Origin of the sequence: Nonomuraea sp. NPDC052129, from assembly GCF_040680095.1 — a bacterium.
GTDB lineage: Bacteria > Actinomycetota > Actinomycetes > Streptosporangiales > Streptosporangiaceae > Nonomuraea.
This window is the reverse complement of record NZ_JBFAVX010000008.1, coordinates 309,128-331,562: the sequence shown is the minus strand read 5'-3', so window position 1 is coordinate 331,562 and position 22,435 is coordinate 309,128. Positions and strand designations below refer to the sequence as shown.

The 22,435-nt window shown below is 69.9% G+C and carries 23 protein-coding genes; 13 read left to right on the top strand and 10 right to left on the bottom strand.

The features are described from left to right. The first annotated feature begins 51 nt into the window (after positions 1-51). Together AB0L53_RS21265 and AB0L53_RS21260 are read left to right on the top strand one after the other, a co-directional pair. Positions 52-525, top strand: coding sequence for a low molecular weight protein-tyrosine-phosphatase (locus tag AB0L53_RS21265; protein WP_363996230.1), 474 nt, complete (start codon positions 52-54; stop codon positions 523-525). Beyond that, the gene (locus tag AB0L53_RS21260) at positions 512-1,297 is read left to right on the top strand and encodes a fructosamine kinase family protein (RefSeq protein ID WP_363996228.1); all 786 of its coding nucleotides are present in this window, start codon (positions 512-514) and stop codon (positions 1,295-1,297) included. The genes AB0L53_RS21265 and AB0L53_RS21260 overlap by 14 nt, the downstream gene beginning before the upstream one ends. Here the strand turns inward: AB0L53_RS21260 and hisN are convergent. The 3 genes from hisN to aroA all read right to left on the bottom strand — a co-directional run bounded on the left by hisN (position 1,292) and on the right by aroA (position 4,731). After that, positions 1,292-2,077, bottom strand: a complete 786-nt coding sequence (gene hisN, locus AB0L53_RS21255) for a histidinol-phosphatase (RefSeq protein ID WP_358557428.1) — start codon at positions 2,075-2,077, stop codon at positions 1,292-1,294. The genes AB0L53_RS21260 and hisN overlap by 6 nt on opposite strands. A 121-nt stretch (positions 2,078-2,198) precedes the next feature. Then, positions 2,199-3,239: a ribosome small subunit-dependent GTPase A gene (gene rsgA, locus AB0L53_RS21250; RefSeq protein ID WP_358450547.1), complete on the bottom strand. Its 1,041-nt coding sequence runs from the start codon at positions 3,237-3,239 to the stop codon at positions 2,199-2,201. 190 nt (positions 3,240-3,429) lie between these two features. After that, entirely contained in the window at positions 3,430-4,731 is a 1,302-nt protein-coding gene (gene aroA, locus AB0L53_RS21245) for a 3-phosphoshikimate 1-carboxyvinyltransferase (RefSeq protein WP_363996226.1), read from the bottom strand. Between the two features lie 94 nt (positions 4,732-4,825). Between aroA and AB0L53_RS21240 the strand changes: the two genes are divergently transcribed. Then, a complete protein-coding gene (locus tag AB0L53_RS21240; protein WP_363996224.1) occupies positions 4,826-5,572 on the top strand; it encodes an SOS response-associated peptidase in 747 nt (248 codons plus the stop codon). Between the two features lie 153 nt (positions 5,573-5,725). Further along, positions 5,726-6,058 (top strand): TraR/DksA C4-type zinc finger protein, encoded by a 333-nt coding sequence (locus AB0L53_RS21235; RefSeq protein WP_363996222.1) that lies wholly within the window; start codon positions 5,726-5,728, stop codon positions 6,056-6,058. A gap of 37 nt (positions 6,059-6,095) precedes the next feature. On the opposite strand, the gene AB0L53_RS21230 is transcribed toward AB0L53_RS21235, so the two are convergent. Then, positions 6,096-6,911, bottom strand: coding sequence for a methyltransferase domain-containing protein (locus AB0L53_RS21230; protein WP_363996220.1), 816 nt, complete (start codon positions 6,909-6,911; stop codon positions 6,096-6,098). A 234-nt stretch (positions 6,912-7,145) separates the two neighbouring features. Here AB0L53_RS21230 and AB0L53_RS21225 point away from each other — a divergent pair, with 234 nt between their 5' ends. The 7 genes from AB0L53_RS21225 (at position 7,146) to AB0L53_RS21195 (ending at position 13,851) form a co-directional block, all read left to right on the top strand. After that, the gene (locus AB0L53_RS21225; protein ID WP_214640210.1) at positions 7,146-7,751 is read left to right on the top strand and encodes a sigma-70 family RNA polymerase sigma factor; all 606 of its coding nucleotides are present in this window, start codon (positions 7,146-7,148) and stop codon (positions 7,749-7,751) included. Then, the gene (gene rsrA, locus AB0L53_RS21220) at positions 7,748-8,014 is read left to right on the top strand and encodes a mycothiol system anti-sigma-R factor (protein ID WP_225301833.1); all 267 of its coding nucleotides are present in this window, start codon (positions 7,748-7,750) and stop codon (positions 8,012-8,014) included. The genes AB0L53_RS21225 and rsrA overlap by 4 nt, the downstream gene beginning before the upstream one ends. Before the next feature lie 9 nt (positions 8,015-8,023). Next, positions 8,024-8,962 carry an NAD-dependent epimerase/dehydratase family protein gene (locus tag AB0L53_RS21215; protein WP_363996216.1) on the top strand — a complete coding sequence of 313 codons (939 nt, stop codon included), beginning with the start codon at positions 8,024-8,026 and terminating at the stop codon, positions 8,960-8,962. A gap of 243 nt (positions 8,963-9,205) precedes the next feature. After that, positions 9,206-10,561 (top strand): HD-GYP domain-containing protein, encoded by a 1,356-nt coding sequence (locus AB0L53_RS21210; protein ID WP_357949560.1) that lies wholly within the window; start codon positions 9,206-9,208, stop codon positions 10,559-10,561. Next, entirely contained in the window at positions 10,558-11,820 is a 1,263-nt protein-coding gene (locus AB0L53_RS21205; protein WP_363996212.1) for an HD domain-containing phosphohydrolase, read from the top strand. Before AB0L53_RS21210 ends, AB0L53_RS21205 begins: the two co-directional genes overlap by 4 nt. 418 nt (positions 11,821-12,238) lie before the next feature. Further along, positions 12,239-13,597 (top strand): biotin carboxylase N-terminal domain-containing protein, encoded by a 1,359-nt coding sequence (locus AB0L53_RS21200; protein ID WP_363996209.1) that lies wholly within the window; start codon positions 12,239-12,241, stop codon positions 13,595-13,597. Positions 13,598-13,638: 41 nt separating this feature from the next. Beyond that, a complete protein-coding gene (locus AB0L53_RS21195; protein ID WP_185089469.1) occupies positions 13,639-13,851 on the top strand; it encodes a biotin/lipoyl-binding carrier protein in 213 nt (70 codons plus the stop codon). A 76-nt stretch (positions 13,852-13,927) separates the two neighbouring features. Here AB0L53_RS21195 and AB0L53_RS21190 read toward each other — a convergent pair whose 3' ends face one another. Next, on the bottom strand, positions 13,928-14,308 hold the full coding sequence (locus tag AB0L53_RS21190) for a hotdog domain-containing protein (RefSeq protein ID WP_363996206.1): 381 nt from the start codon (positions 14,306-14,308) through the stop codon (positions 13,928-13,930). 257 nt (positions 14,309-14,565) lie between these two features. Between AB0L53_RS21190 and AB0L53_RS21185 the strand changes: the two genes are divergently transcribed. Further along, on the top strand, positions 14,566-16,260 hold the full coding sequence (locus AB0L53_RS21185; RefSeq protein ID WP_363996203.1) for a protein kinase: 1,695 nt from the start codon (positions 14,566-14,568) through the stop codon (positions 16,258-16,260). A gap of 117 nt (positions 16,261-16,377) precedes the next feature. Here AB0L53_RS21185 and AB0L53_RS21180 read toward each other — a convergent pair whose 3' ends face one another. The 5 genes from AB0L53_RS21180 to AB0L53_RS21160 form a co-directional block, all read right to left on the bottom strand. Beyond that, entirely contained in the window at positions 16,378-18,024 is a 1,647-nt protein-coding gene (locus tag AB0L53_RS21180; protein WP_363996200.1) for an acetolactate synthase, read from the bottom strand. An 85-nt stretch (positions 18,025-18,109) separates the two neighbouring features. Then, positions 18,110-18,880 carry a hypothetical protein gene (locus tag AB0L53_RS21175; protein ID WP_363996197.1) on the bottom strand — a complete coding sequence of 257 codons (771 nt, stop codon included), beginning with the start codon at positions 18,878-18,880 and terminating at the stop codon, positions 18,110-18,112. Next, complete coding sequence (locus AB0L53_RS21170; protein ID WP_358203762.1) at positions 18,877-19,530, bottom strand: response regulator transcription factor; 654 nt, start codon at positions 19,528-19,530, stop codon at positions 18,877-18,879. Before AB0L53_RS21170 ends, AB0L53_RS21175 begins: the two co-directional genes overlap by 4 nt. Next, positions 19,521-20,681, bottom strand: coding sequence for a histidine kinase (locus tag AB0L53_RS21165; RefSeq protein ID WP_363996194.1), 1,161 nt, complete (start codon positions 20,679-20,681; stop codon positions 19,521-19,523). Before AB0L53_RS21165 ends, AB0L53_RS21170 begins: the two co-directional genes overlap by 10 nt. Before the next feature lie 100 nt (positions 20,682-20,781). Further along, the gene (locus AB0L53_RS21160; RefSeq protein WP_363996192.1) at positions 20,782-21,750 is read right to left on the bottom strand and encodes a hypothetical protein; all 969 of its coding nucleotides are present in this window, start codon (positions 21,748-21,750) and stop codon (positions 20,782-20,784) included. A gap of 100 nt (positions 21,751-21,850) precedes the next feature. On the opposite strand from AB0L53_RS21160, the gene AB0L53_RS21155 reads away from it, so the two are divergent. Further along, positions 21,851-22,432 carry a hypothetical protein gene (locus AB0L53_RS21155; RefSeq protein ID WP_363996190.1) on the top strand — a complete coding sequence of 194 codons (582 nt, stop codon included), beginning with the start codon at positions 21,851-21,853 and terminating at the stop codon, positions 22,430-22,432. Positions 22,433-22,435: the final 3 nt, after the last annotated feature.

The window sequence follows — 22,435 nt, the reverse complement described above, 5'->3', positions numbered from 1 at the left end:
CCGAGGGTGAACGGACGGTGAACGGCCCTGGTCACCCTCATGATGGGAGGTATGACCTATCGCGTATGCCTGGTGTGCATGGGAAACATCTGCCGTTCACCTATGGCGGAGACCGTGCTCAGGAGGACTCTGGCCGACCATGGACTCGATGAACAGGTAGCCGTCGACAGCGCCGGCACCGGCGGCTGGCATGAGGGAGATCCCATGGACGCGCGGGCTCTGCGGACGCTGGCCGACCACGGCTATGACGGCTCCGCGCACCGGGCCAGGCAGTTCACTTCCGGCTGGTTCGACCGCTACGACCTGGTGCTGGCCATGGACCGGGACAATCTGTCGTTCCTGCGGCGGATGGCCCCAGAGGGCGTGGAGGTACGGCTGTTCCGCTCGTTCGACCCCGACGCGCCGGACGGCGCCGAGGTGCCCGATCCCTACTACGGCGAGGCCGACGGTTTCGAAGAGGTGTTGCGGCTGGTCGAGGCCGCTTCCGACGGAGTCGCGAAGCACATCGCCGATGAGATCGACTGAGGACCTTGGGGCCTCCCACGGGTGGCGGCTGCAGCGGGGCGTGCTCGCCGACGGGCGCGTGGTGTTCGCCAAGACCGGAGCCGTTTCTCCAGTGTTCACTTCCGAGGCAGAAGGGCTGCTGTGGCTCGGTGAGGTCATCGCCGTGCCGGAGGTGGTCGAGGTTTTCCGGGATCGGCTCGTACTCTCGTGGGTGGACACCGCCGCGCCGACGGCGGCGGCCGCCGAGCGGTTCGGGCGCGATCTCGCGCGGCTGCACCGCGCCGGCGCGCCCGCCTTCGGCGCGCCCTGGCCGGGCTTCATCGCCGACCTGCCGATGGACAACTCGCCCGCCGACGACTGGCCGGCCTTCTACGCCACCCGCCGGGTGCTGCCCTTCGTACGCCAGGCGCGGCTGCCCGCGCGGGACGTGGCGCTCATCGAGCGGGCGGTGTCGCGGTTCGGCGAGGTGGCGGGGCCACCGGAGCCGCCGGCGCGCATCCACGGCGACCTGTGGAGCGGGAACGTGCTCTGGTCGGACGGACGCGCGGTGCTCATCGACCCGGCGGCGCACGGCGGGCATCGGGAGACGGACCTGGCGATGCTGGCGTTGTTCGGGGCGCCCTATCTGGATCGGATCCTGGGTGCCTACCAGGAGGAGACGCCGCTCGCGGACGGGTGGCGGGAGCGGGTGCCGCTGCATCAACTGCATCCGCTGCTCGTCCACGTGGTGCTCTTTGGTGGGACTTATCGCGACAGCTTGCTGGCTGCCGTGGCGCGGGTGCTGGCGCTATGAGGCGTTCAGGCGTCTGAGGACCTCGTCGTGCAGGAGGCCGTTGGTGCAGACCAGGCTGCCGCCCTCGAGCCCGGGGACGCCCGCGAGGTCCGTCCACCTGCCCCCGGCCTCCTCGACGATCACGGTGAGGGCCGCCATGTCCCACGGCGACAACTCCGGCTCGGCGGACAACTCCACCGAGCCCTCCGCGACCATCATGTGCGACCAGAAATCGCCATAGGCCCTGGTGCGCCAGCAGGCCCGGCCGAGGTCGAGGAAGTTGTCGAGGCGGCCCATCTTCTCCCAGCCGCCGAAGCTGGAGTAGGAGAAGGACGCGTTCTCCAGATCGGAGACCGACGAGACGCGCATCCGGGTCGCCTTGGTCAGGCTCTTGCCGGTCCAGGCGCCGCCCTCGGTGGCCGCCCACCAGCGCTTGCCCAGGGCGGGGGCGGACACCAGGCCCACCTTGACCTGGCCGTACTCCATCAGCGAGATCAGCGTCGCCCACACGGGCACGCCGCGCACGTAGTTCTTGGTGCCGTCGATCGGGTCGATGATCCAGGATCTGGCACCCCAGCCCGTCTTGCCGAACTCCTCGCCCACGACCGCGTCACGCGGCCGGGCCCGCCGGAGGGTGCCGCGAATGGCCTCCTCGACAGCGCGATCGGCATCGCTGACCGGCGTGAGGTCCGGCTTGGTGTCGACCTTGAGATCGACCGCCTTGAACCTTCGCATGGTCAGGTCATCGGCGTGGTCCGCCATGACATGCGCCAGACGTAGATCATCGTTATAACCCGTCACGATGAGCCACGCTACCGTGACTTACCTCCCGAACATCAGTCGAGCGGCCCTGCATTTCTGGTAAGTCCCGTTCCCCGACGGATGGCTGGTTCTTCTGATAGGTCCCGTTCGCTGCGGGGCCTCAGGTGCCGTCGTCCGGGGTGCCCTCGCGGCTGGACAGGAGGCGGCGGAGGGACTCCAGGCGGGCCGGCTCGGCGTGCCCGGCCGCCACCCAGGAGTCCAGCGCGCAGTCGGCGTCCAGGTGGGTGCATCCCTTGGGGCAGGTGACCGTGCCTTCGATGAGGTCCGGGAAGGAGGCGAGGACCGTCTCGACCGACACGTGGGCCAGGCCGAAGCTGCGTACGCCGGGCGTGTCGATGATCCAGCCGCCCTCCGGGAGCTCGAGGGCCACTGCCGAGGTCGAGGTGTGGCGGCCGCGGCCGGTGACGGCGTTGACCTGGGAGACCGCGCGGTTGGCAGCCGGGACGAGGGCGTTGACCAGGGTCGACTTGCCCACGCCCGAGTGGCCGACCATGACGCTGAGGCGGCCGGTGAGGTGGTCGCGGAGCTGGTCAAGCGAGCCGCCCTTGTGGACGACGACGTGCGACACCCCGAGCGGCTCGTACATCGCCACCAGCTCGTCGGGCGGCGCCAGGTCCGACTTGGTGAGGCAGAGGAGTGTTTCGATCTCGGCGTCGAAGGCGGCCACCAGGATCCGGTCGATCATGCGCGGCCGGGGCGGCGGGTCGGCGAGCGCGGTCACGATGACCAGCTGGTCGGCGTTGGCCACCACGGGGCGTTCGATGCCGTCGGTGTCCTCGACGTCGTCGGCCGAACGGCGCAGCATCGACGTGCGCGGCTCGACGCGTACGACCCTGGCCAGGGCGTCGGGGCGGCCCGAGACGTCGCCCACGAGGGCCACCCGGTCGCCGACGACGATGCCCTTGCGGCCGAGCTCGCGTGCCTTCATGGCGGTGACCAGGCGGCGCTCGGGCTGCTTGCGTTTCTGGGCCGATCCCTTGGCGCGTTCGGGCTCGACCAGTGTGGTGTAGCGGCCCCGGTCGACGGCGACCACGAACCCCTCCACGGCGTCCTCATGCGCAGGCCGGATCCGGGTCCGCGGCCGTGAGCCCTTGCCCGGCCTGACCCGTACGTCGTCCTCGTCGTACTCCCGCTTTCTCAGCGGTCTACCCCCATGTCACCGTGCGCCGCCCGTCTATCGCGGCGGTCCTGTCCACATGTTGCCCCACCGGGCGGGGTGCCCAGCGAATCGTGCGCGCGTGCCGCTCCACCGCGTCGGTTGTGCCCGCGTGTCCATCCCACCATGCCGACCGGCACGGCCGCCCGCACGAGCATCCGCGTCGGGCGGGTGGTCATCGCTCGCTCAGCATGGTCGTCCACATCTGGACGAACTCCGGGAGCGTCTTGGCCGTCGTCGCGATGTTCTCCACCTCGATGTCCGGGACCGCCAGCCCGATGACCGCTCCGGCCGTGGCCATGCGGTGGTCGTCGTAGCTGTGGAAGACGCCGCCGTGCAGCGGGCGGGGGCGGATGAGCAGGCCGTCGTCGGTCTCCTCCGCGTCGCCGCCCAGCCGGGTGATCTCGGTGACCAGGGCGGCCAGGCGATCGGTCTCGTGGCCGCGCAGATGCGCCACGCCCCGGATCCGGGACGGCGAACTCGCCAGTGTGGCCAGCGCGGCGATCGTCGGCGTCAGCTCGCCCACCTCGCGCAGGTCGGCGTCGATGCCCTCGATCCGCCTGGTGCCGGTCACGGTCAGGGAGCCGGCCTCGCCTGCCGCCTCGTGTGCCGCCGGGGACAGCCGGACCGTGGCGCCCATCGAGGTGAGCAGGTAGCGCAGGGCGTCGCCCGGCTGCGTGGTCGTGTGGGGCCAGCCGGGGATGGTGACCGTGCCGCCCGTGACCAGAGCCGCGCCCAGGAAGGGCGCCGCGTTGGACAGGTCGGGCTCGACGGTCACGTCCCTGGCCGCGATCGGTCCCGGCTCGACCCGCCAGATGTCGCGCTCGCTGTCGTCGACCGTCACCCCGGCCGCCCTGAGCATCTGGATCGTCATCTCGATGTGCGGCTGCGACGGCACGGGCGGGCCGACGTGGCGGATCGTGACGCCCTTCTCGAAGCGCGCCGCCGTGAGCAGCAGCCCCGAGACGAACTGCGACGAGCCCGACGCGTCGAGCGTGACCTCGCCGCCCGGCAGCGGGCCGTGGATGGTGAAGGGCAGGGCGTCGTTGTCGACGCGGGCGCCGAGCGCGCGCAGGGCGTCGAGGATGGGGCCCATGGGGCGCTTGCGGGCGTGCGGGTCGCCGTCGAAGGCGACCGGGCCGTCGGCCAGGGCGGCCATCGGTGGCACGAAGCGCATGACGGTGCCCGCCAGGCCCGCGTCGATGCTCGCGCCGCCGCGGATCGGGCCGGGGGTCACCTGCCAGTCGACGGCGGCCGTGGTCTCGTGCACCGGTGTCAGGGCGGCGCCCAGGGCACGCAGCGCCGCGACCATGAGGTCGGCGTCGCGGCTGCGCAGTGCTTGGCGCACCATGCCGGGGCCGTCGGCCAGTGCGGCGAGGAGCAGCGCGCGGTTGGTCACGGACTTGGAGCCGGGCAATGGGATCGACGCGACCACGGGAGCGGTCGCGGTGGGCGCGGGCCAGTGCGGTGCGGGCATGGTCAAAGAATACTGGCGCCGGTGAAGTTCACGGCTGCCGACGACTCGGACGGGCGCGCATGCGGTCGCAGGTCGTACATGGCAGTGTGGGGACATGTGCGGGAGATACGCGTCGGCGCGCAAGAAGCACGAGCTGCTGGAGGAGTTCCAGGTCGAGCTCGACGGTGACCCCGACCAGGAGCTCGGGCCCGACTACAACGTCGCGCCCACCAAGAACGTCTACGCCGTCCTCAGCCGGGTCCCCAAGGATGCCGAGCGGGCCGTGCGGCAGCTGCGGATCGTCAAGTGGGGGCTGGTGCCGGCCTGGGCGAAGGACCCGTCGGTGGGCTCACGGATGATCAACGCGCGGATCGAGACGGTGGCCGAGAAGCCGTCCTACCGCCAGGCGTTCGCCAAGCGCAGATGCCTGCTGCCGGCCGACGGCTACTTCGAGTGGATGCCGGTCGAGGGCGACAAGAAGAACAAACAGCCGTACTTCATCCACCCGGAGGACGGCGGGGTGCTGGCGATGGCGGGCCTGTACGAGTTCTGGAAGGACAAGTCGCGCGACGACGACGATCCGCTGAAGTGGCTGGTGACCTGCACGGTCATCACCACCGACGCCGAGGACGAGCTGGGCCGCATCCACGACAGGATGCCGATGATGATCGAGCAGGAGCGCTGGGCGGAGTGGCTCGACCCCAAGCTCACCGACCCCGAGCAGGCTTCGGGGCTGCTGGTGCCGGCCGACACCGGGCGGCTGACGGCGGTGGCCGTTTCCACCGATGTCAACAATGTTCGGAACAACGGCCCGGACCTCATCAAACCCCTGCCCCCGGAGGAGGAAACCGCTCTCCGCTAAAGGTGTAAGAGCCACGCTTAGTGGGCATTCGGTGGGGAAAGCGATGCATCCGTTCACCCGGAGTCACCGCCACACATGCCCCCCAACGCGCCGGGTAGGACTTCCGGGGAGTCCCGCTGCGGCTTGCCCCCCTTTACCCGGAGGTGCGGATCCGTGGACGACGCGACCGCTCGTAAGCAGCTGGAGAAGATGCTCGCTGACCTGGACCGATCGATCGGGGTGCTGCAGGGCGACCCCGTCGCGATCCGCGAGCACTCCGCGGCCGACGCGGGGTCCGACCTGACCGACGCCGACCGCGCCCAGGCCATGCTCACCGTGGCCACCGCGCAGCGCAGGGCCGTGATCGAGGCGCTCAAGCGCGTGGACGAAGGCACGTACGGCAGGTGCGTCGACTGCGGCAAGCCGGTCCCGGAGGGCCGGTTGGAGGCCCGTCCGGAGGCCGCGCGGTGCGTGGAGTGCCAGGGCAGGCAGGAACGCCGCCGCTAGCGGTACTTTCGTTGGCGGTACCGCCAACGAAAGCGGGCTAGGTCTTGCGGGCGCTGGCCACGAGGTGGATGCCGACCGTGTCGTCGTCGTCCGGGTGCGCGTCGAGCTCGGTGCGGACCAGCCAGGACAGCGACCTGGCGTCGGAGCCCAGCACGTGGTCGACGGTGGAGGGCGACAGCACGGTGCGCGGGCGTACCCACTCCACCTCCAGACCGGCGCCGGTCAGCAGCTCGCGCAGCTGCGCGCTGCTGAAGCAGCGGGTGATGCTGCCGTCGGGCCACGGCACCAGCATGACCTCGCCCGTCTGCCGCAGGTGCTGCCACTGCTCCTGCTCGGCGAGGATCGCCATGCCCAGCACCAGGGAGTCGACGCAGATCAGCGCCCGGCCGCCGGGCCGCAGCACTCGGAACACGTCGCTCATCGCCGACTCGGCCATGAGCTCGATCGACATGGCGCGTTCTTCGGCGACGACCGCGTCCACACTCTCGTCGGGGAGGAAGGCCAGGTCGTCGGCGCGTACGTGACGGACGCGTCCGGCGTCGCGCAGCCGCGCCTGCGGGTCGGGTGCCAAGGGAGAGCTCAGCGACTGGGAGTTCAGCGAGGAAGAGCTCAGCGAGGAAGAGCTCAACGCCAGCGAGGTGGAGCGGCGGAAGTCGAGCAGCTCGATCACCCGGTGCCCGGCTCGGGCGGCCTGCCCGGACCAGCGTCCGCGGCCCCCTGACAGATCGAGTACGACGGAGGGTTGGGCGGGGAGCCACCGGGTCAGCTGCTCGGCGACAACGGCGCGGTAGAAGGTCCAGTACGGCCCGAGCGTCCCTGAGCCGTTCAGTTCCTCGGCCGGAATGGGCAGCACACGCGACTCCTGGGTTCCGGGAAAATGGCTACCAGCCGGTACGTATGGTTTTCCCCGCACCGGGTCGTTCGTCACCTTCTATTTTGCGGGAACAGACGAGGGCGCGGGCGTGTTGCGACGTGCATGCTCACATTGCTCGAACCCCTCCCCAGTGACGGACCGGTCCGTGACGAGCGGGTATTCTCCCCTGAGTACGGTGTACCGCAACAGCCGGCCACCGGTGATCTTAGGGGGGTGGGTCCGGTGCCCGCGACAGGCGCGGAGACTCTGGAACAGCGAAGTGAGCGGTTCGAGCGCGAAGCCATGCCTTACCTCGAGCAGCTCTACTCCGCGGCGCTCCGGATGACCCGGAACCCAGCGGACGCGGAGGACCTGCTTCAGGAGACCTTCGCCAAGGCGTTCGCCTCGTTCCACCAGTTCCAGGAAGGTACGAACCTCAAGGCGTGGCTCTACCGGATCCTGACCAACACTTTCATCAACAGCTATCGCAAGAAGCAGCGCGAGCCCAAGCAGTCGGGCACCGAGGAGATCGAGGACTGGCAGCTCGCCCGCGCTGAGTCGCACACGTCGAGCGGCCTGAAGTCGGCCGAGGTCGAGGCGCTCGAGCATCTCCCCGACGGTGATATCAAGCAGGCCCTGGCGGTCCTGCCCGAGGAGTTCCGGATCGCGGTCTATTTGGCCGACGTCGAGGGGTTCCCGTACAAAGAGATCGCCGACATCATGGGGACCCCGATCGGCACCGTGATGTCCAGGCTGCACCGCGGTCGCAGGCAGCTCCGCGGACTTCTCGAGGACTACGCCCGCGAGCGCGGCCTGGTCCCGGCGGAGGGATCGAAATGAGCTGTGGCAACCCGCATGACACCGACTGTCGGGAAGTACTCGACAAGGTCTACTCCTATCTCGACGGCGAGCTGACCGAGGGCGACGTGGTCGACATCCGCGTGCACCTCGAAGAGTGCAGCCCGTGCCTGAAGGAATATGACCTCGACAAGGCGATCAAGGCGCTCGTGGCCAAACACTGCGGCTGCGACCCGGTCCCCGGCGACCTGCGCTCCAAAGTGCTGGCCCGCATCGCGCAGGTGAGGTCGGAGCTGTCCGACTAAGATTCCCCCATGCGCGTGCTTGTCACCGGGGGTGCCGGGTTCATCGGTTCGAATCTCGTCGACCGCCTGCTGGCGGATGGGCACGACGTGGCGGTCGTCGACGACTTCTCGTCCGGCTGCCGGGACAACCTGGCCGACGCGGCCACGCATGACCGCTTCCGCCTGCACGAGGTCGATGTCCGCGATCCGGCCTTGATCGAGCTGGCCGCCGAGCTGCGGCCCGAGGTCATCTGCCATCTCGCCGCGCAGATCAGCGTGCGTAAGAGCGTCACCGACCCGGTCCACGACGCCAGTGTGAACGTCCAGGGCACCGCGTCGGTCCTGACCGCCGCGCAGGAGGCCAGCACCCGCAAGGTGGTCTTCGCCTCCTCCGTCGCGGTCTACGGCCGGCCCGCCACGATCCCGGTGCCCGGTGACGCCGCCACCGACCCGCGCTCGCCATACGCCGCCTCCAAGCTGAGCGGCGAGACCTACCTCGCCACCTTCAAGGCGCTCTACGGCATCGAATACACCACGCTCGTGCTGTCCAATGTCTACGGCCCGCGCCAGTCGCCAGAAGGCGAGGCCGGAGTGGTGGCCATCTTCACCGACGGCCTGCTCAGCGGCACGCCCACGGTGCTCTACGGCGACGGCACGCAGACCCGCGACTACATCTACGTCGAGGACGTGGTCGACGGCTTCGTCCGGGCCTGTGGGGCCGAGGGCAACGGGCGCAGGTTCAACCTCGGCACCGGCATCCAGACCACCGACCGCAGGCTGCACGCGCTGATCGCCGACGCGGCCGACGCGCAGGACAAGCCGGGGTTCGCGCCGCCGCGGGTGGGCGACCTGCCGGCCATGGCGGTCGACCCGGTGCCCGCCTATGAGGGGCTCGGCTGGCAGCCGCGCACCGACCTGGCGACCGGGCTGAAGAACACGGTCGCTTGGGCCGCCCGTCGCCCAAGGTAGTGGATTGATTACGCTTTGCTTGCGATTCTCGACTCTGGCCCTGCACAGACCGGGCCTTCTGTAGCGTGACCCACAGGAGTCGGCGTAACGAGTCGACGTGGAGGCGAGCACATGCTGAAGGCTATGATCGCCCGGCTGATCGCGGCCGCGGTGCTGATCACCCCTGTGATGACACTGCTGATGAGCGCGGGCGGGGCCCTGCCTCACGGGGTGTCCTGGACCTGAGCACCCTTGGGGGCCGCAATGCGTGATCTGCCGTGGCCTGCGAAGGTCTATCTCATCGCCGTCATCGGCGCGGCGACCATCCTCCTCGGGCACAGCGTGATCACCTCCGGGCGCCTGGTGGCACCCGGTGATCTGGGCATCCTGCTGGTGCTCGCGCTGCTGTTCCTGGTCTGCGAGTCGATGCCGACATTGCTGAACGTGGAGCAGTTCGCGGTGTCCGTGAGCTTCTCCGCGGCGCTGGCGGCCGTCGTCCTGATCGGTCCAGAAGGGGCCGCTCTGGTGGGTTTCACGGCGGTCTTCAGCGTGCGCCCGGGGCTGCCGTTGATCAAGCGGCTGTTCAACGGGGCGCAGTTCGCGATCTGCGGCTACGCGGCCGGCTGGATCTACCAAGGGCTGGGCGGGGTCTCCGGCGTGCCGGGGGTCAACGCCTTCGACGGCCTCATCGGCCCCTACGCCGCGGCCACGGGCGTGTTCGTACCGCTCAACATCGTGCTCACGCTGACCATGATCCGGCTGGCGACCCGGGTGCGGGCCATGGAGGTGCCGCTGCGGGGCATGGTCCAGTTCCTGCTGTCCTATCTGGGTTACGGCACGTTCGGGCTGCTGGTGGCCGGGCTCTGGGCGACCGTGCAGTCGATCTCGGCGGTGCTGGTGCTGCTGCCGCTGTTCGTCGCCCGCTGGGCGTTCGGTCAATATCACGCGCAGCAGCGCTCGTACGACGCCACGATCGCCGCCCTGTGCCAGGCGGTCGAAACGAAGGACTACTACACCAGGGGCCACTGCACCCGCGTCTCGCTGGCCTCCTCGATGATCGCTCAGGAGATCGGCATGGGCCTGGAGCGGCTGCGCGCCATCCGCTACGCGGGCATGCTGCACGACGTGGGCAAGCTCGGCGTGCCGACCAAGGTGCTGCAGAAGGAGGGGCCGCTGACCGAGGAGGAGTTCGCCGCGATCCAGCTCCACCCGATGCGCGGGCTGGAGATCGTCCGGGGGATCGACTTCCTCGACGAGGCGTACGCCGGGATCATGCACCACCACGAACGCCACGACGGCAAGGGCTACCCGATGGGACTGGCGGCCGACGAGATACCGGAGTTCGCCCGGATCATCGCGGTGGCCGACGCGTTCGACTCGATGACGTCCGACCGCTCCTACCGCCACGCCCGCTCGGTCGAGGTGGCCGTCGAAGAGCTGCGCAAGAACGCGGGCCGCCAGTTCGACCCGGTCATGGTGGCGGCCTTCGCCAGAGCGCTCGAACGCGAGCCATGGCAGCCGCCCCGCCGCGTCGAGTCGCCGCCGCCCGAGGCGACCGAGACCCCGATCAAGGACCATGACGACCCGACCAGGCCGATCGAAGTGGTGAGCGGGCCTTGACACGTGCCTTCCAAAGCCTGGACTCCGGGCAGCTGCTGCTCATCTGCGGGGCGGGGCTGGTCGCGGTGGCCGGCGTCGCGCACACCTCCGCCGTGGGGCTCGACCGGCCCGAGATCGCGATCGGCTTCGGCGCGCTGATCGCGGTCGGCGAGCTGGCCAGGCTCACCATGCCGGGCAACCGGGAGGTCGCGCCCATCGGCGCCGCCGCCGCGCTCGGCTACACGCTGCTGCTCGACCTCAGCGGCAACCCACTGCGCCACACGGCGCTCCAGGTGGTGGCCGTGATCGCGGTCGGCATGATCGCGGGCGCGCTGCCGCACCTGGCGGTCGGCCGCCCGCCGCGCCTCGACGCCATGGCGCGCCGCCTGCTGACCGGCGCGCTGCTCGCCTTCGCCTTCCGGCCGCTGGCCGACCCGCTCTTCCAGCTCACCCGGCAGGACCCGCCGACGTGGTGGCCCGCGCTGGGCGTCATGGTCACGCTCATCACGCTCACCCTGCTGATCGACGTGCTGATCGCGGCCCTGCTCAGGGCCGAGCAGGTGCGCACCGCCTTCAAGGTGGCCGTGCGCGACGAGCTCAACATGGCCTTCCCGCTGGGCGCCGCCGTGGCCGCGTCCGGCGTGCTGCTCGCGCTGGCCACCCACAGCATGGACCTGGTGGCGCTGCTGGTCTTCGCCGCTCCGCTGCTGGTCACTCAGGTGGCCTTCCGCAAGTACGCCGGGATCCGCGCCACCTACCTGCAGACCGTACGCGCCCTGTCGCGGGTCACGGAGGTCGGCGGCTACGTCGAGCCCGGTCACTCGCGCCGGGTGAGCCGCCTGGCCGTGGCGGTCGGCCGCGAGCTGGGCATGGCGGAGCCGGAACTGCTGGAACTCGAGTACGCCGCCCTCATGCACGACATCGGCCAGCTGTCCCTGAGCGACCCCATCCCGGGCGGCGCGACCGTGCTCGCCGATCCCGCGCAGGCCCGCCGCATCGCGGAGCTGGGGGCCGAGGTGATCAAGCAGACGGGAGTGCTCGACCGGGTGGCCGAACTGGTGCGCCGCCAATGCGACCAGATCGCCGAGGACCCGCCGCTGTCCAGCCGGATCATCAAGGCGGCCAACGCCTACGATGACCTGGTCGGGGGGTCGGCTGATCGGGACCGGGCCGGGGCGGCGCTTGAGCGGCTGCGGCTGGCAGTGGGGACCGCGTATGATCCGGCGGCGATCGAGGCGATGACCAGGGTGGTGGACCGGCTGGCGGTCCACAAGCTGTAACGCCCTCTGTGGGTGGTGACCACCGTGGACGGTCCGTGGTGGTTGAGGTCCTCGTAGGGAGAAACCCCCTTTTGGGGAACGGAAGAACAGATACCCGGCGGACGTTTGGGGACACCGCACTGGTCAGCGGGAACCACACCACCGGCTAGACCGACTGACGACGCCACCGGCCTGGAATCCGGTCGCGCCACAGGCTCGCCCGTCCACGCCACCGGCCAAGGATGCGCACGTAACGGCGCCCGGCCCTGTGCGGGGTCAGCGGGCGTTTTCCTGGAGGTCCTTAGCCATGTGCGGTGGGTGGCGGTGGGGGTGGCTTGCCGTAAAACATGGAGTTTGTTGGGTTTCTACAGAAGACGTCGGCCGGATCGGTGGTTTAGCGGGAAAGGGACCTTCCGCCCAACGGCCGTAGATTGGGCGGGTGCTTACTGAGACGCTTGGGGCTGTTCTGGTCGCCAATCGAGGGGAGATCGCCCGGCGGGTCATCCGCACGGTCAAGCGGCTGGGGCTGCGGGCCATCGCCGTCTACTCCGAGGCCGACGCGGATCTGCCGTTCGTGCGCGAGGCGGACGAGGCCGTGCTGATCGGGCCGGCCAACCCTCAGTTGAGCTATCTCGATGCCGGGAAGGTGCTGGAGGCGGCTCGGGCCACCGGGGCGCGGGCGGTTCATCCGGGTTACGGGTTTCTCGCGGAGAATGCGGCGTTCGCCAGGGCGGTGATCGATGCCGGGATGGTGTGGATCGGCCCGGCCCCCGAGTCCATCGACCAGATGGGCGACAAGATCAATGCCCGCAACCTGATGGAGGACGCGGGCGTGCCCGTGGCGGCGGGCACTCGGGAGCCTGTCACTGACCTGGAGCAGGCGCTGCGGGCGGCGGGCCGGATCGGCTATCCGGTCATGGTCAAGACCGCGGGCGGGGGTGGCGGCATCGGGATGAGTGTCGCCCACGACGACGAAGAACTGGCCAAGGCGTTCGAGCAGGCCGCCCGAGCGGCGGCGAGGTTCGCCGCCGGTGACGTCCTCGACGGGCCCGCCATTCTGCTGGAGCGCTACATCGAGCGCGCCCGCCACGTCGAGGTGCAGATCCTCGGCCTGCCCGACGGCACCGTCGTAGCCCTGGGCGAGCGCGACTGCTCCGTGCAGCGTCGCCATCAGAAGGTCGTCGAGGAGTCGCCGTCACCCGGAATCACGCCCGAGCTGCGCGAGCGCATGCTCGCCGCCGCCGTGCGGGCCGGCGAGGCCGTCGGCTATCTGGGCGCGGGCACCGTGGAGTGCCTGGTCGACGCCGACGCGCAGGACTTCGTCTTCCTGGAGATGAACACCAGGCTCCAGGTGGAGCACCCCGTCACCGAGCTGGTCACCGGGCTGGATCTGGTCGAGCTGCAGCTCCGGGTGGCCGCGGGCGAGAGTCCCGAGCTGAAGGCGGAGACCGGTGGCCACGCCATCGAGTTCCGTGTGTACGCCGAGGATCCCAGGAGGTTCTTCCCGGGAGCGGGCAAGATCTCCGCCTGGCGAGAGCCGGCCGGCGAGGGCGTCCGGGTGGACTCCGGCTACGAGGAGGGCAATACGGTCACGCCGTTCTACGATCCCCTCATGGCCAAGCTCTGCGTCTTCGGTGCGACCCGGGCCGAGGCGCTGCGGGCCGGTCGCGAGGCCGTCGCGGGGTTCGTCGTCGAAGGACCCAAGAACAACCTGCCGTTCTGTGCGGAACTGCTGGACAACGCCGAGTTCGTCAGCGGCGACTATGACACCGGCTTGATCGGGCGAATGCGCGCCTAGCGCACATGACATTGTTAGCTCATTGGAAGAGGGGAGTCGCGGTGGCTGAGGTACGCGCGGAGATGGTGGCGAATGTCTGGAAGGTCGTCGTCCAGGAGGGCGACACCGTCTCCGAGGGCGACACACTGGTCATCCTCGAGTCGATGAAGATGGAGATCCCCGTCCTGGCCGAGGACGATGGCGTCGTAGCGCAGCTCAAGGTCAGCGAGGGCGACGTGATTCAGGAGGGCGACCTGATCGCCGTCATCGAATAGCCGCCGGTACGATAGCCGCCGGTCCGAAGACCTTAGCGGGCGGCGCGGTCGATAAACTTAGTGCGATCGATCACTATTAGCGGGTTGCGCGGTCGAGGAACTTGGCGCGATCGACCAGCACTCGCTCGATCGTGCCCCGGCCGACGACGTTCTGTTTGTCGCGGGCCTCGAAGCCGAAGACCAGCCGCCTGCCGTCGACCTCGGTGAGCTCGGTGGTGATCTGTACGTGCGTGCCCAGTGGGCTCGGCGCCAGGTGCACCAGCTCGACACGGGTGCCGACGGTCGTCTCACCGGGAGCGAGATGCGCGTGCACCGCCTTGACCGTCGCCATCTCGGCCAGCGCGAGCAGCCGCGGAGTGGCGAGCACCGGGACGTCGCCGCTGCCGATCTTCTCAGCGGTGTCGGACCTCTCGACCATGATGAGCAGCTGGGAGCGGAGACCCGGAGCGAGCGTCATACCGCCAGCGTACTGCGATCATCACCGCGGCCCGCTGTCAAGGGCCCTGATCTCCCGGAAACGCGGACAAGTGTGGTCAGAAGGCCGCAGGATAGGGTTTGTAGGGCTTACGGCATTTAAGTGGCATGTGGGACTCGTGAGTCGTACACTCTCGAAGTTCCGTGACCTCTGTGTTACCTCACCGCGACACAACTTCGCTTTGTTGGAGATCCTTGGGGTGGGAGAGGTTATAGAGGTAAAGGGGTAACGGGGGAGTCATGGTAGCCCAAGGAACGACGCTGGCGGGGCGCTATCGCCTGGACACCCGCATCGGCGCCGGTGGCATGGGCGAGGTGTGGCGGGGCGAGGACATCGTGCTGGCGCGCACCGTCGCGGTCAAGGTGCTGCTGCCCGGCCGCATGGACGATCCCGGGTTCGTCGCGCGTTTCCAGGCCGAGGCCCGGGCGATGGCGACGATCAACCATCCGGGTGTCGTCGACGTCTACGACTACGGTGTGAGCGGGGACACCGTCTATCTGGTGATGAAGTTCGTCGACGGGGAGCCGCTCGACAAGTTGCTGATGCGGCTGGGCCGGATCCCGCCCCAGCCCGCGATGGAGCTGATCGCGCAGGCTGCCTCGGCGCTGCAGGCGGTGCACCAACAGGGGATCGTGCACCGTGATGTGAAGCCGGGCAACCTGCTGGTCCAGCGCGACGGCACGCTCGTGCTGACCGACTTCGGCATCGCCCGTTCCGACGTGGCCAGCCGGCTCACGGACGCGGGCATGGTGCTCGGCACCGCCGCCTACTGCGCGCCCGAGCAGGCCGAGGGCGCGCCGGTGACGCCCGCGGTGGACATCTACGCGCTGGGCGTGGTGGCCTACGAATGCCTGGTGGGGCAGCGGCCGTTCGACGGCGAGAGCGCGGTCACGATCGCGCTCAAGCACATCCGCGAGGCGCCTCCGCCGCTGCCCGCCGAGATCCCCGCACCCGCGCGCGCCCTCGTGGAACGCGCCCTGTCGAAAGATCCGCTCGCCCGTTACCCGACGGCCAGGGCGATGAGTGAGACGGCCCGCAAGATCGCGGCCGGTGAGACACCCCCTCCAGAGCCCGCGCCGCCGGTGACGGGTGCCACCATGGCCGCGCCGATGGAGGCGTACCAGACCGGGTCCCGCCAGTCGGGTCCCCACCCGACCGGATCCCACCAGGCGGGCCCTTACCAGACGGGGTCCTATCAGGGAGCTCCCCATCAGACGGGGTCCTACCAGGCCGGTGGGCCGCCCCAGACGGGGTCGTACCAGGCTGGGACGTCTGAGGCGCAGACGTTGGCCGGGCCGCGGCAGGGCGCCCGCCGCGCCGGCGCCAAGGCGCCCCGCAGGGGTGCCCTCGTCGCCGGGATCGCGGCCGCGGTCGTCCTCGGGGCGGGTGCCGGTGCCGTCGCGCTGACGAACATGTCGAGCCAGCTCGAACCCCAGCCGACCGCTACCACGTCGGACGTGGCGAACTCCGATCCCACTCCCGACCCGACCCCCACGTCGACGAAGCCCACCAGACGCCCGATCAAGCCGAAGCCGACTACGCAGGAGCCGGTCCCCACCAGGACGGCCGCCGAGCCGACGGAGACGGAGAAGGAGTCACCGACCCCGGACCCGACGGAAAAGAAGACGCCGACCAAGACCCCCAGCAGCTCGCCGAAGCCGAGCACGACGGTCACGAAGAAGCAGGTCCCCAGCGTGGTCGAGCTGCCGTACGCGGAGGCGACCCAGCGGATCCGGGCCGCGGGCTTCCAGAACATCCGGATCGATAACCAGACCACCACCGAGCAGGGCATCGCCTGCGGCCGGATCGGCGAGACCTTCCCCAACGGCGGCACGTTACTAGAGGTGAACAAGCCGGTCAAGATCGTCGTCATCGACGGCGGCCCCTGCCCGTCACCCAGCCCGACCCCGACGCCGACGCTCGGGGCCAGGTAGCTCAGACCCCCGCCGTGGTGCGGGGGTAGGCGATGGGCAGGTCAGATCGCCCGGCGGGTGGGCGATCTGGGGGTTGGTCAGGTCAGATCCTCCGGCGGGTGGGCGATCTGGGTCAGGTCAGATCCCCGTCGTGGTGCGGGGATAGGCGATCTGGGGGTCGGTGGCGATGTTCACCATGTACGGCACGCCGGAGTCGAACGCGCGACGCAGCGCGGGGCCGATCTCCGACGGCCGGGTGACCAGCTCGCCGCCGCCGCCCAGCGCCGTCACCACCTGGTCGTAACGGCACTGCGGCTGCAGCTCGGCGGCCACGTCGTAGCCGTAGAGCATCTGCATCGGGTGCTTCTCCAGGCCCCAGATGCCGTTGTTGCCGCAGATCATGACCACCGGCAAGTTGTGCCGTACGAGGGAATCGACGTCCATGAGCGAGAACCCGGCCGCGCCGTCGCCCAGCAGCAGCACCACCTGCGAGGACGGCCGGGCCAGCCGGGCGGCGATGGAGTAGCCGAGGCCGGTGCCGAGGCAGCCGTAGGGGCCCGGGTCGAGCCAGTTGCCGGGCTGCTTGGGCTCGACGTACTTGCCCGCGTAGGAGACGAAGTCGCCGCCGTCGCCGATCACCACGGCGTCGTCGTCGAGCACCTTGCCCAGCTCGCCGTAGATGCGCATGGGGTGGATCGGGTCGGAGTCGGCCGTGAGCAGGGCGGCGTCGTCGGCGATCGCCGCGGCGGCGGCCTCCGACAGCTGGGACACCCAGCTGGAGTAGGCCGTGGGCTTCAGGCCGGCGTCGCCGCAGGCAGTGCCGAGGCTCCAGAGCACCACGGACAGGTCGCCGGCGGCCGACGCGGCGGGCTGGGTGTGCGTGGCCAGCTGCGACGGCGTGTCGGCGATGTGCACGACCTTGGCCGGCGGCGCGCCCTGCTTGCCGCCGAACCAGCCGTAGCCGAGCCGGAAGTCGAGCGGGGTGCCGACCACGATGACCAGGTCGGCCTTGGCGAAGGCGAGGCCGCGGGCGCGGGTGACGAGCAGCTCATGGCCGGCGGGCAGGATGCCGCGGCCCTGGCCGTTGGGGATGACCGGCAGCCGCCAGTTCTCGGCGAAGTCGCGCGCGGCCTCCTCGGCCCGGTCCATCCACACGTCGGACCCGTATACCAGCACCGGGCGCTCGGCCTCGGCGAGCAGCCTGGCGATGGTGGCAAGGGACTCGGGGTCGGGCTCGAGGGGCGACGGGCTCTGCGTCTCGACCGGGTGCGCCGGCGACGGCGCGAACAGGTCGTCCATGTAGAAGTCGAGGAAGACCGGCCCGCGGTGCGGCGCGACGGCCGTGCGGAAGGCCGCCTCGACGTCCTGGCCGATGGAGTCGGCTCCGGTCGCGGTGAACGACAGCTTGGTGATCGGCCCGAGCAGCGGCGGGTGGTCCATCTCCTGCAGGGCCCCGCTGCCCCAGCGTGAGCGCGGGGCCCGCCCGCCCATGACGACCACGGGGGAGCCGTTGAAGTGCGCGGTCGCGACGCCGCTGATCCCGTTGGTGATGCCGGGGCCCGCCGTGAGGACGGCCAGCCCGGGTTTCCTGGTCAGCCGGGCCGTGGCCTCCGCGGCGAACACGGCGCTCTGCTCGTGGCGTACGTCGAGGATCCGCATGCCCTCGTGCACGGCGCCGTCGTAGAGCGGGAAGACGTGCCCTCCCGACAGCGTGAACATGGTCTCGACACCATAGGCCTTGGACACGGCGACGGCGGCGTCACCGGCGTGCTTCGCAGACTCCATGCCGGGAACCTACCAACGAGCCATCAGAGTAAACAGATGTCAACGGTTGCGTCGTCACGCAGCCATGGCGGCCGGTTCCCGGTCCTCACCTGCAGCAGACATTCGCCATGCCGGCCGGCGCCTGCACGGTGATCTTCCTTGGCGAGGCAGGCTCCTTCATGATGTCGAGGTTGACGTTCTTGGCACGCGCGTCCACGTCGTAGGACAGGCCGGGGACCAGCACGGTGACATCGCCTCTGGTTCTGACGACCGCCCGGACCTTCGTCGGAGCGTTTTCGAAGGACAGGTCGACGTGGCCCGAGCCGATCTCCACGTCGGCCTCGCCGCCCGTGAGCCTGCTGCCCGTGACATCGCCGGAACCGCTCCTGGCCCAGACGGTGCCCGATGTCTCGGCCACTCGCAGCGGACCCGACTCGGAGATCATCCGGACATTGCCGAAGAGACCGTTGACCGCCAGCATGCCGTTGGCCGACTCCGCCGCTACATCGGTCTCCACCGGCACGAACAGCGCGTAGTCGACATCGCAGACCGGCGCGTGCCGCTCGTCCGTGCCTGGGCAAGAGGCATCGAGCCGCAGCGTCCGGCCGTCCCAGTCCTCCTTGACGGTCGGTTTCGTCTTCGACCAGCTCAGTGACCGTTCGAGGAACAGCTCGCCCGCCTCGCCGGGATGGATGCTGACGTTCACGCTTCCGCGCCCCGCGATCACCTTCAGCTGTGACAGCTTGAACGAGATGCTCCTGCTGGTCGTCTCCGTCGGTGGACTGGCGTGGGCGAACCCATCCCAGAACGCGGTACCGCTGATCAGCAACGCGCACACGGTCGCCACGGCGCCCGCGCTCAGCCACAGGGCCCTCATGGCAGACTCCTGATCTTGAGGAACTGCAGGACGGCGAGGACCCGGCGGTGGTCGCCCTCGGCCGGGGACAGGTCGAGCTTGGTGAAGATGTTGCCGATGTGCTTGCCGACCGCTCCCTCGCTGAGCACCAGCTCCTGGCCGATGCCCGCGTTGGAGCGGCCTTCGGCCATCAGCTTGAGCACCTCGCCCTCCCTGGGCGTCAGCCGGTCGAGCGGGTCGCTGTGCCCGCGCAGCAGCAGCTGGGCGACGACCTCGGGGTCCAGCGCGGTGCCGCCCGCCGCCACCCGGCGCAGTGCGTCGATGAAGTCGGTCACGTCGGCCACCCGGTCCTTGAGCAGGTAGCCGACGCCTCCGGTGGCCGAGGCGAGCAGCCGGGCCGCGTAGCGCTCCTCCACGTATTGAGACAGGACCAGCACCGGCATGTCGGGATGCTCGCGGCGCAGCACGAGGGCCGCGCGCAGGCCCTCGTCCGTGTGTGTGGGAGGCATCCGTACGTCCGTGACCACCAGGTCGGGCAGATGCTCCTCAGCGGCGCGCAGCAGGCCCTCCGCCTCGTCCACGGCCGCCACCACCCGCATGCCGGCCGCGTCGAGCAGCCGGACGAGCCCTTCGCGCAGAAGTACGGAGTCTTCCGCCAGAACTACTCGCACGGCAGGTCCACCTCGATCGTGGTCGGCCCGCCGAGCGGGCTGGACAGGCGGAGCGTCCCGTCGACCGAGTCGATCCGCTGGAGGAGGCCGCGCAGCCCGGTGCCGCCGTCGAGCCGGGCGCCACCGCAGCCGTCGTCGACGACGCGCAGGCACAGCCGGTCGCGTTCGCGGACCACGCTCACTTGGGCCTTGGTGGCCGCCGCGTGCTTGGCGATGTTGGTGAGGGCCTCGGACACGATGAAGAACGCCACCGCCTCGATGGTAGGAGAAGCGCGCAGATCGATGTCGACGCGCAGCCGCACCGGGATGGGAGCGCGCGCGGCGATGCCGGAGAGCGCCGCGTCGAGGCCCTGGTCGTTGAGCACGGCGGGGTGCAGGCCGCGGACGAAGTCGCGCAGCTCTTTGAGCGCCTGCTTGGACTCCTCGTGCGCCTGCGCGATCGCCTCGCGGGCGGGCTCGGGCAGGTCGGTCAGCGTGGCGCGGGCCAGCCCGAGGTTCATGGCCAGCGAGACCAGCCGCTGCTGGGCGCCGTCATGCAGGTCCCGCTCGATGCGCCGCCGCTCGGCGTCGGCCGCGTCGATCACCCCGGCACGGCTCTCGGTCAGCGTTTCGATCCGCTGCCCCAGCTCGTGGCGGCTGGGGCCGAGCAGTGTGCGCGCCACCGACAGGTCCAGACGCGCCATTCCCCGCGCCAGCGTCGGAGCCACCAGCAGCAGGACGAACCCGACCGCCATGTACAGGGAGACCACGCCCGGCTCCCTCAGGTTGAACTCGAACACGAGCGGACGCTTCTGCAGCATCGGCTGCAGGAACGCCGTCAGCCCCACTCCGGCCGCCCCCCACGCGGCTGCCACCAGGACGGTCCCGGCCAGCCCCACCAGCGGCGAGAGCAGGTGGTAGCCGATCTGCCGCCAGGTGATGCGGCTGCGCCAGGTGGTCGGCGAGCGCACCGGCGGGATGCGCGCCCCGAGGAACGCCTCGAACCGGGAGCGCTGCACCCGGGTGAAGAGCGGCAGACCGCGGCGCATGAGGGGCGGCACCGCGGCGCACACGAGGGTCAGCCCGGCGAGGATCACGCCGACAGGCAGCCCGATCACGACGTGCGCCGTGTCCAGCCAGGCGCGTGCCGACCACGGGCGGGGGACTTTCATGGCACCAACGGTATTGACCTCCGGGGCCCGCGCGACATGGGCTTGGTGTGTGCCTGCGGGGTAGGGCTAGCCCCACCCCGCGGACGAAGAGGGGTCAGCCTCACAGCGGCGGGACGGACCAGCCCTTCTCCCTGTACAGCGGGGCGTGCTCGGCGTTGACGAACAGTCGGTCCTCGGGATTGGGGATGCGGAAGTAACTCTGCGGGTGCAGCAACTCCCTGGCGTTGTCCGACAGGTCGAGCACGTAGCGGTCGGGCGCCCGCCGCTGGGCCAGGAAGCGCAGCTCGAACGGCAGCAGGGCGAGCGGGTTCGCGTGGTCCCAGAGGCCCAGCCCCGCCTCACGGGCCCGCCGTACGGCCTGCCTGGCCCGGCCCAGTGCCCCTGCTTCGGCGACGGTCCTGGCGCTGCCCGGCGCCGGCACCGCGTCGGCCAACCGGCCCTCCTGGCGGACGAAGGGATCGACGTTGGGCCAGATGAAGTACGGGATCACGTGCCCGGCCGCGAGCAGTCGCTCGTTGTACGGATCGGGGCGGGGTTTGTCGCGCTGGTCGCGGTTGACGTAGCAGAGGAGCCTGCCGTACCGGTCGAGGATCTCGTACGCGAAGGCCAGCCTGATCTTGAACGTCTCGTCGGTGAGGCCCTGCTCGGTGATGTCGAGTTGCATCATGGTCTTGAGCGCCTGGGTGGCCGGGGCGGCATGGGCGGCGTGGTTGGGCGCGGCCGCCGGGCCCAGCCTGCCCAGCAGGTTGTTGTGCAGGGCCGTGCGGAGCGTGAGCTCCTGGTAGCCCTTCTCGAACGGGTCGGTGAGGAAGGTCGTCCAGGCGGGCTTGTCGATGGAGACGAAGCCTTTGGGGAAGTCGGGGAAGTTCGGGTTGCGGGGTAACTCGAAGCTGACTTCGGGGGCGTCGACACCGAGCAGGCGCACGCCGAAGTTGCCGTCGGCCGCGATGTTGATCGTGTCGCCGTCATGCACGATCTTGTCCACCGGCTGGGCCGCGCCTCTAGAGCGGCCGAGGAGAGCGTGTCCGACCGTGACGCCGGGAACGGGTTGTTCGATCGCCTTTGCCATGCCTGCATCATCACCCCGCGATGGCTGCAAGTCCCGAAATAGTTGAACGAATCGGTATTGCGGGCCGTCTCTTGTGGTGAGGGATGAGCTGGAGGTCCAGATGTTACAGATCGGGGTAGCCGTGGCAGCCGCCGCGGCGATGTCGATGGGGGCGGGCGCCCTGCCCGATGGGATGCTCTTCCTGGAGACCCACCCACCGGCCAAGAAGTGGGAGTCCTACAAGACGACGGAGTCGAAGAGTCTCCCGCTCCGGCTGAACCCGTGCGAGCGCCGCACGGCCTCGGCCGCCGACCGCCTGACGACCCGGGCCGTCCACTACCGCTCGGAAGACACGATCAAGTACGAGCAGCTCGTCGTCTACAAGAGCGTCTCCGCCGCCCGTACGGCGATGCGGGGGCTGCGCGCGGACCTGTCCCGGTGCAAGAACTTCGGCAAGGGCCCCGACCGCCACCACTACTACACCAAGCCCCTCAAGGTGGGCGACGACGCTCTACGGGCCGGCAGCAGCTTTTTCGAGAGCGGCGAGCAGACGGTCGTCGTACGGAACGGCGCGACCGTCTACGTCGTGGGCGGATCGGCCTGGCCGGGGAAGAGCCTGCCGCTCAAGCGCTTCAAGGGCCTCATCTCCCAGGCGGAGCAGATGAGGGCGAAGGTCTGCGACCTCCCGAAGACGGCCTGCTGAAGA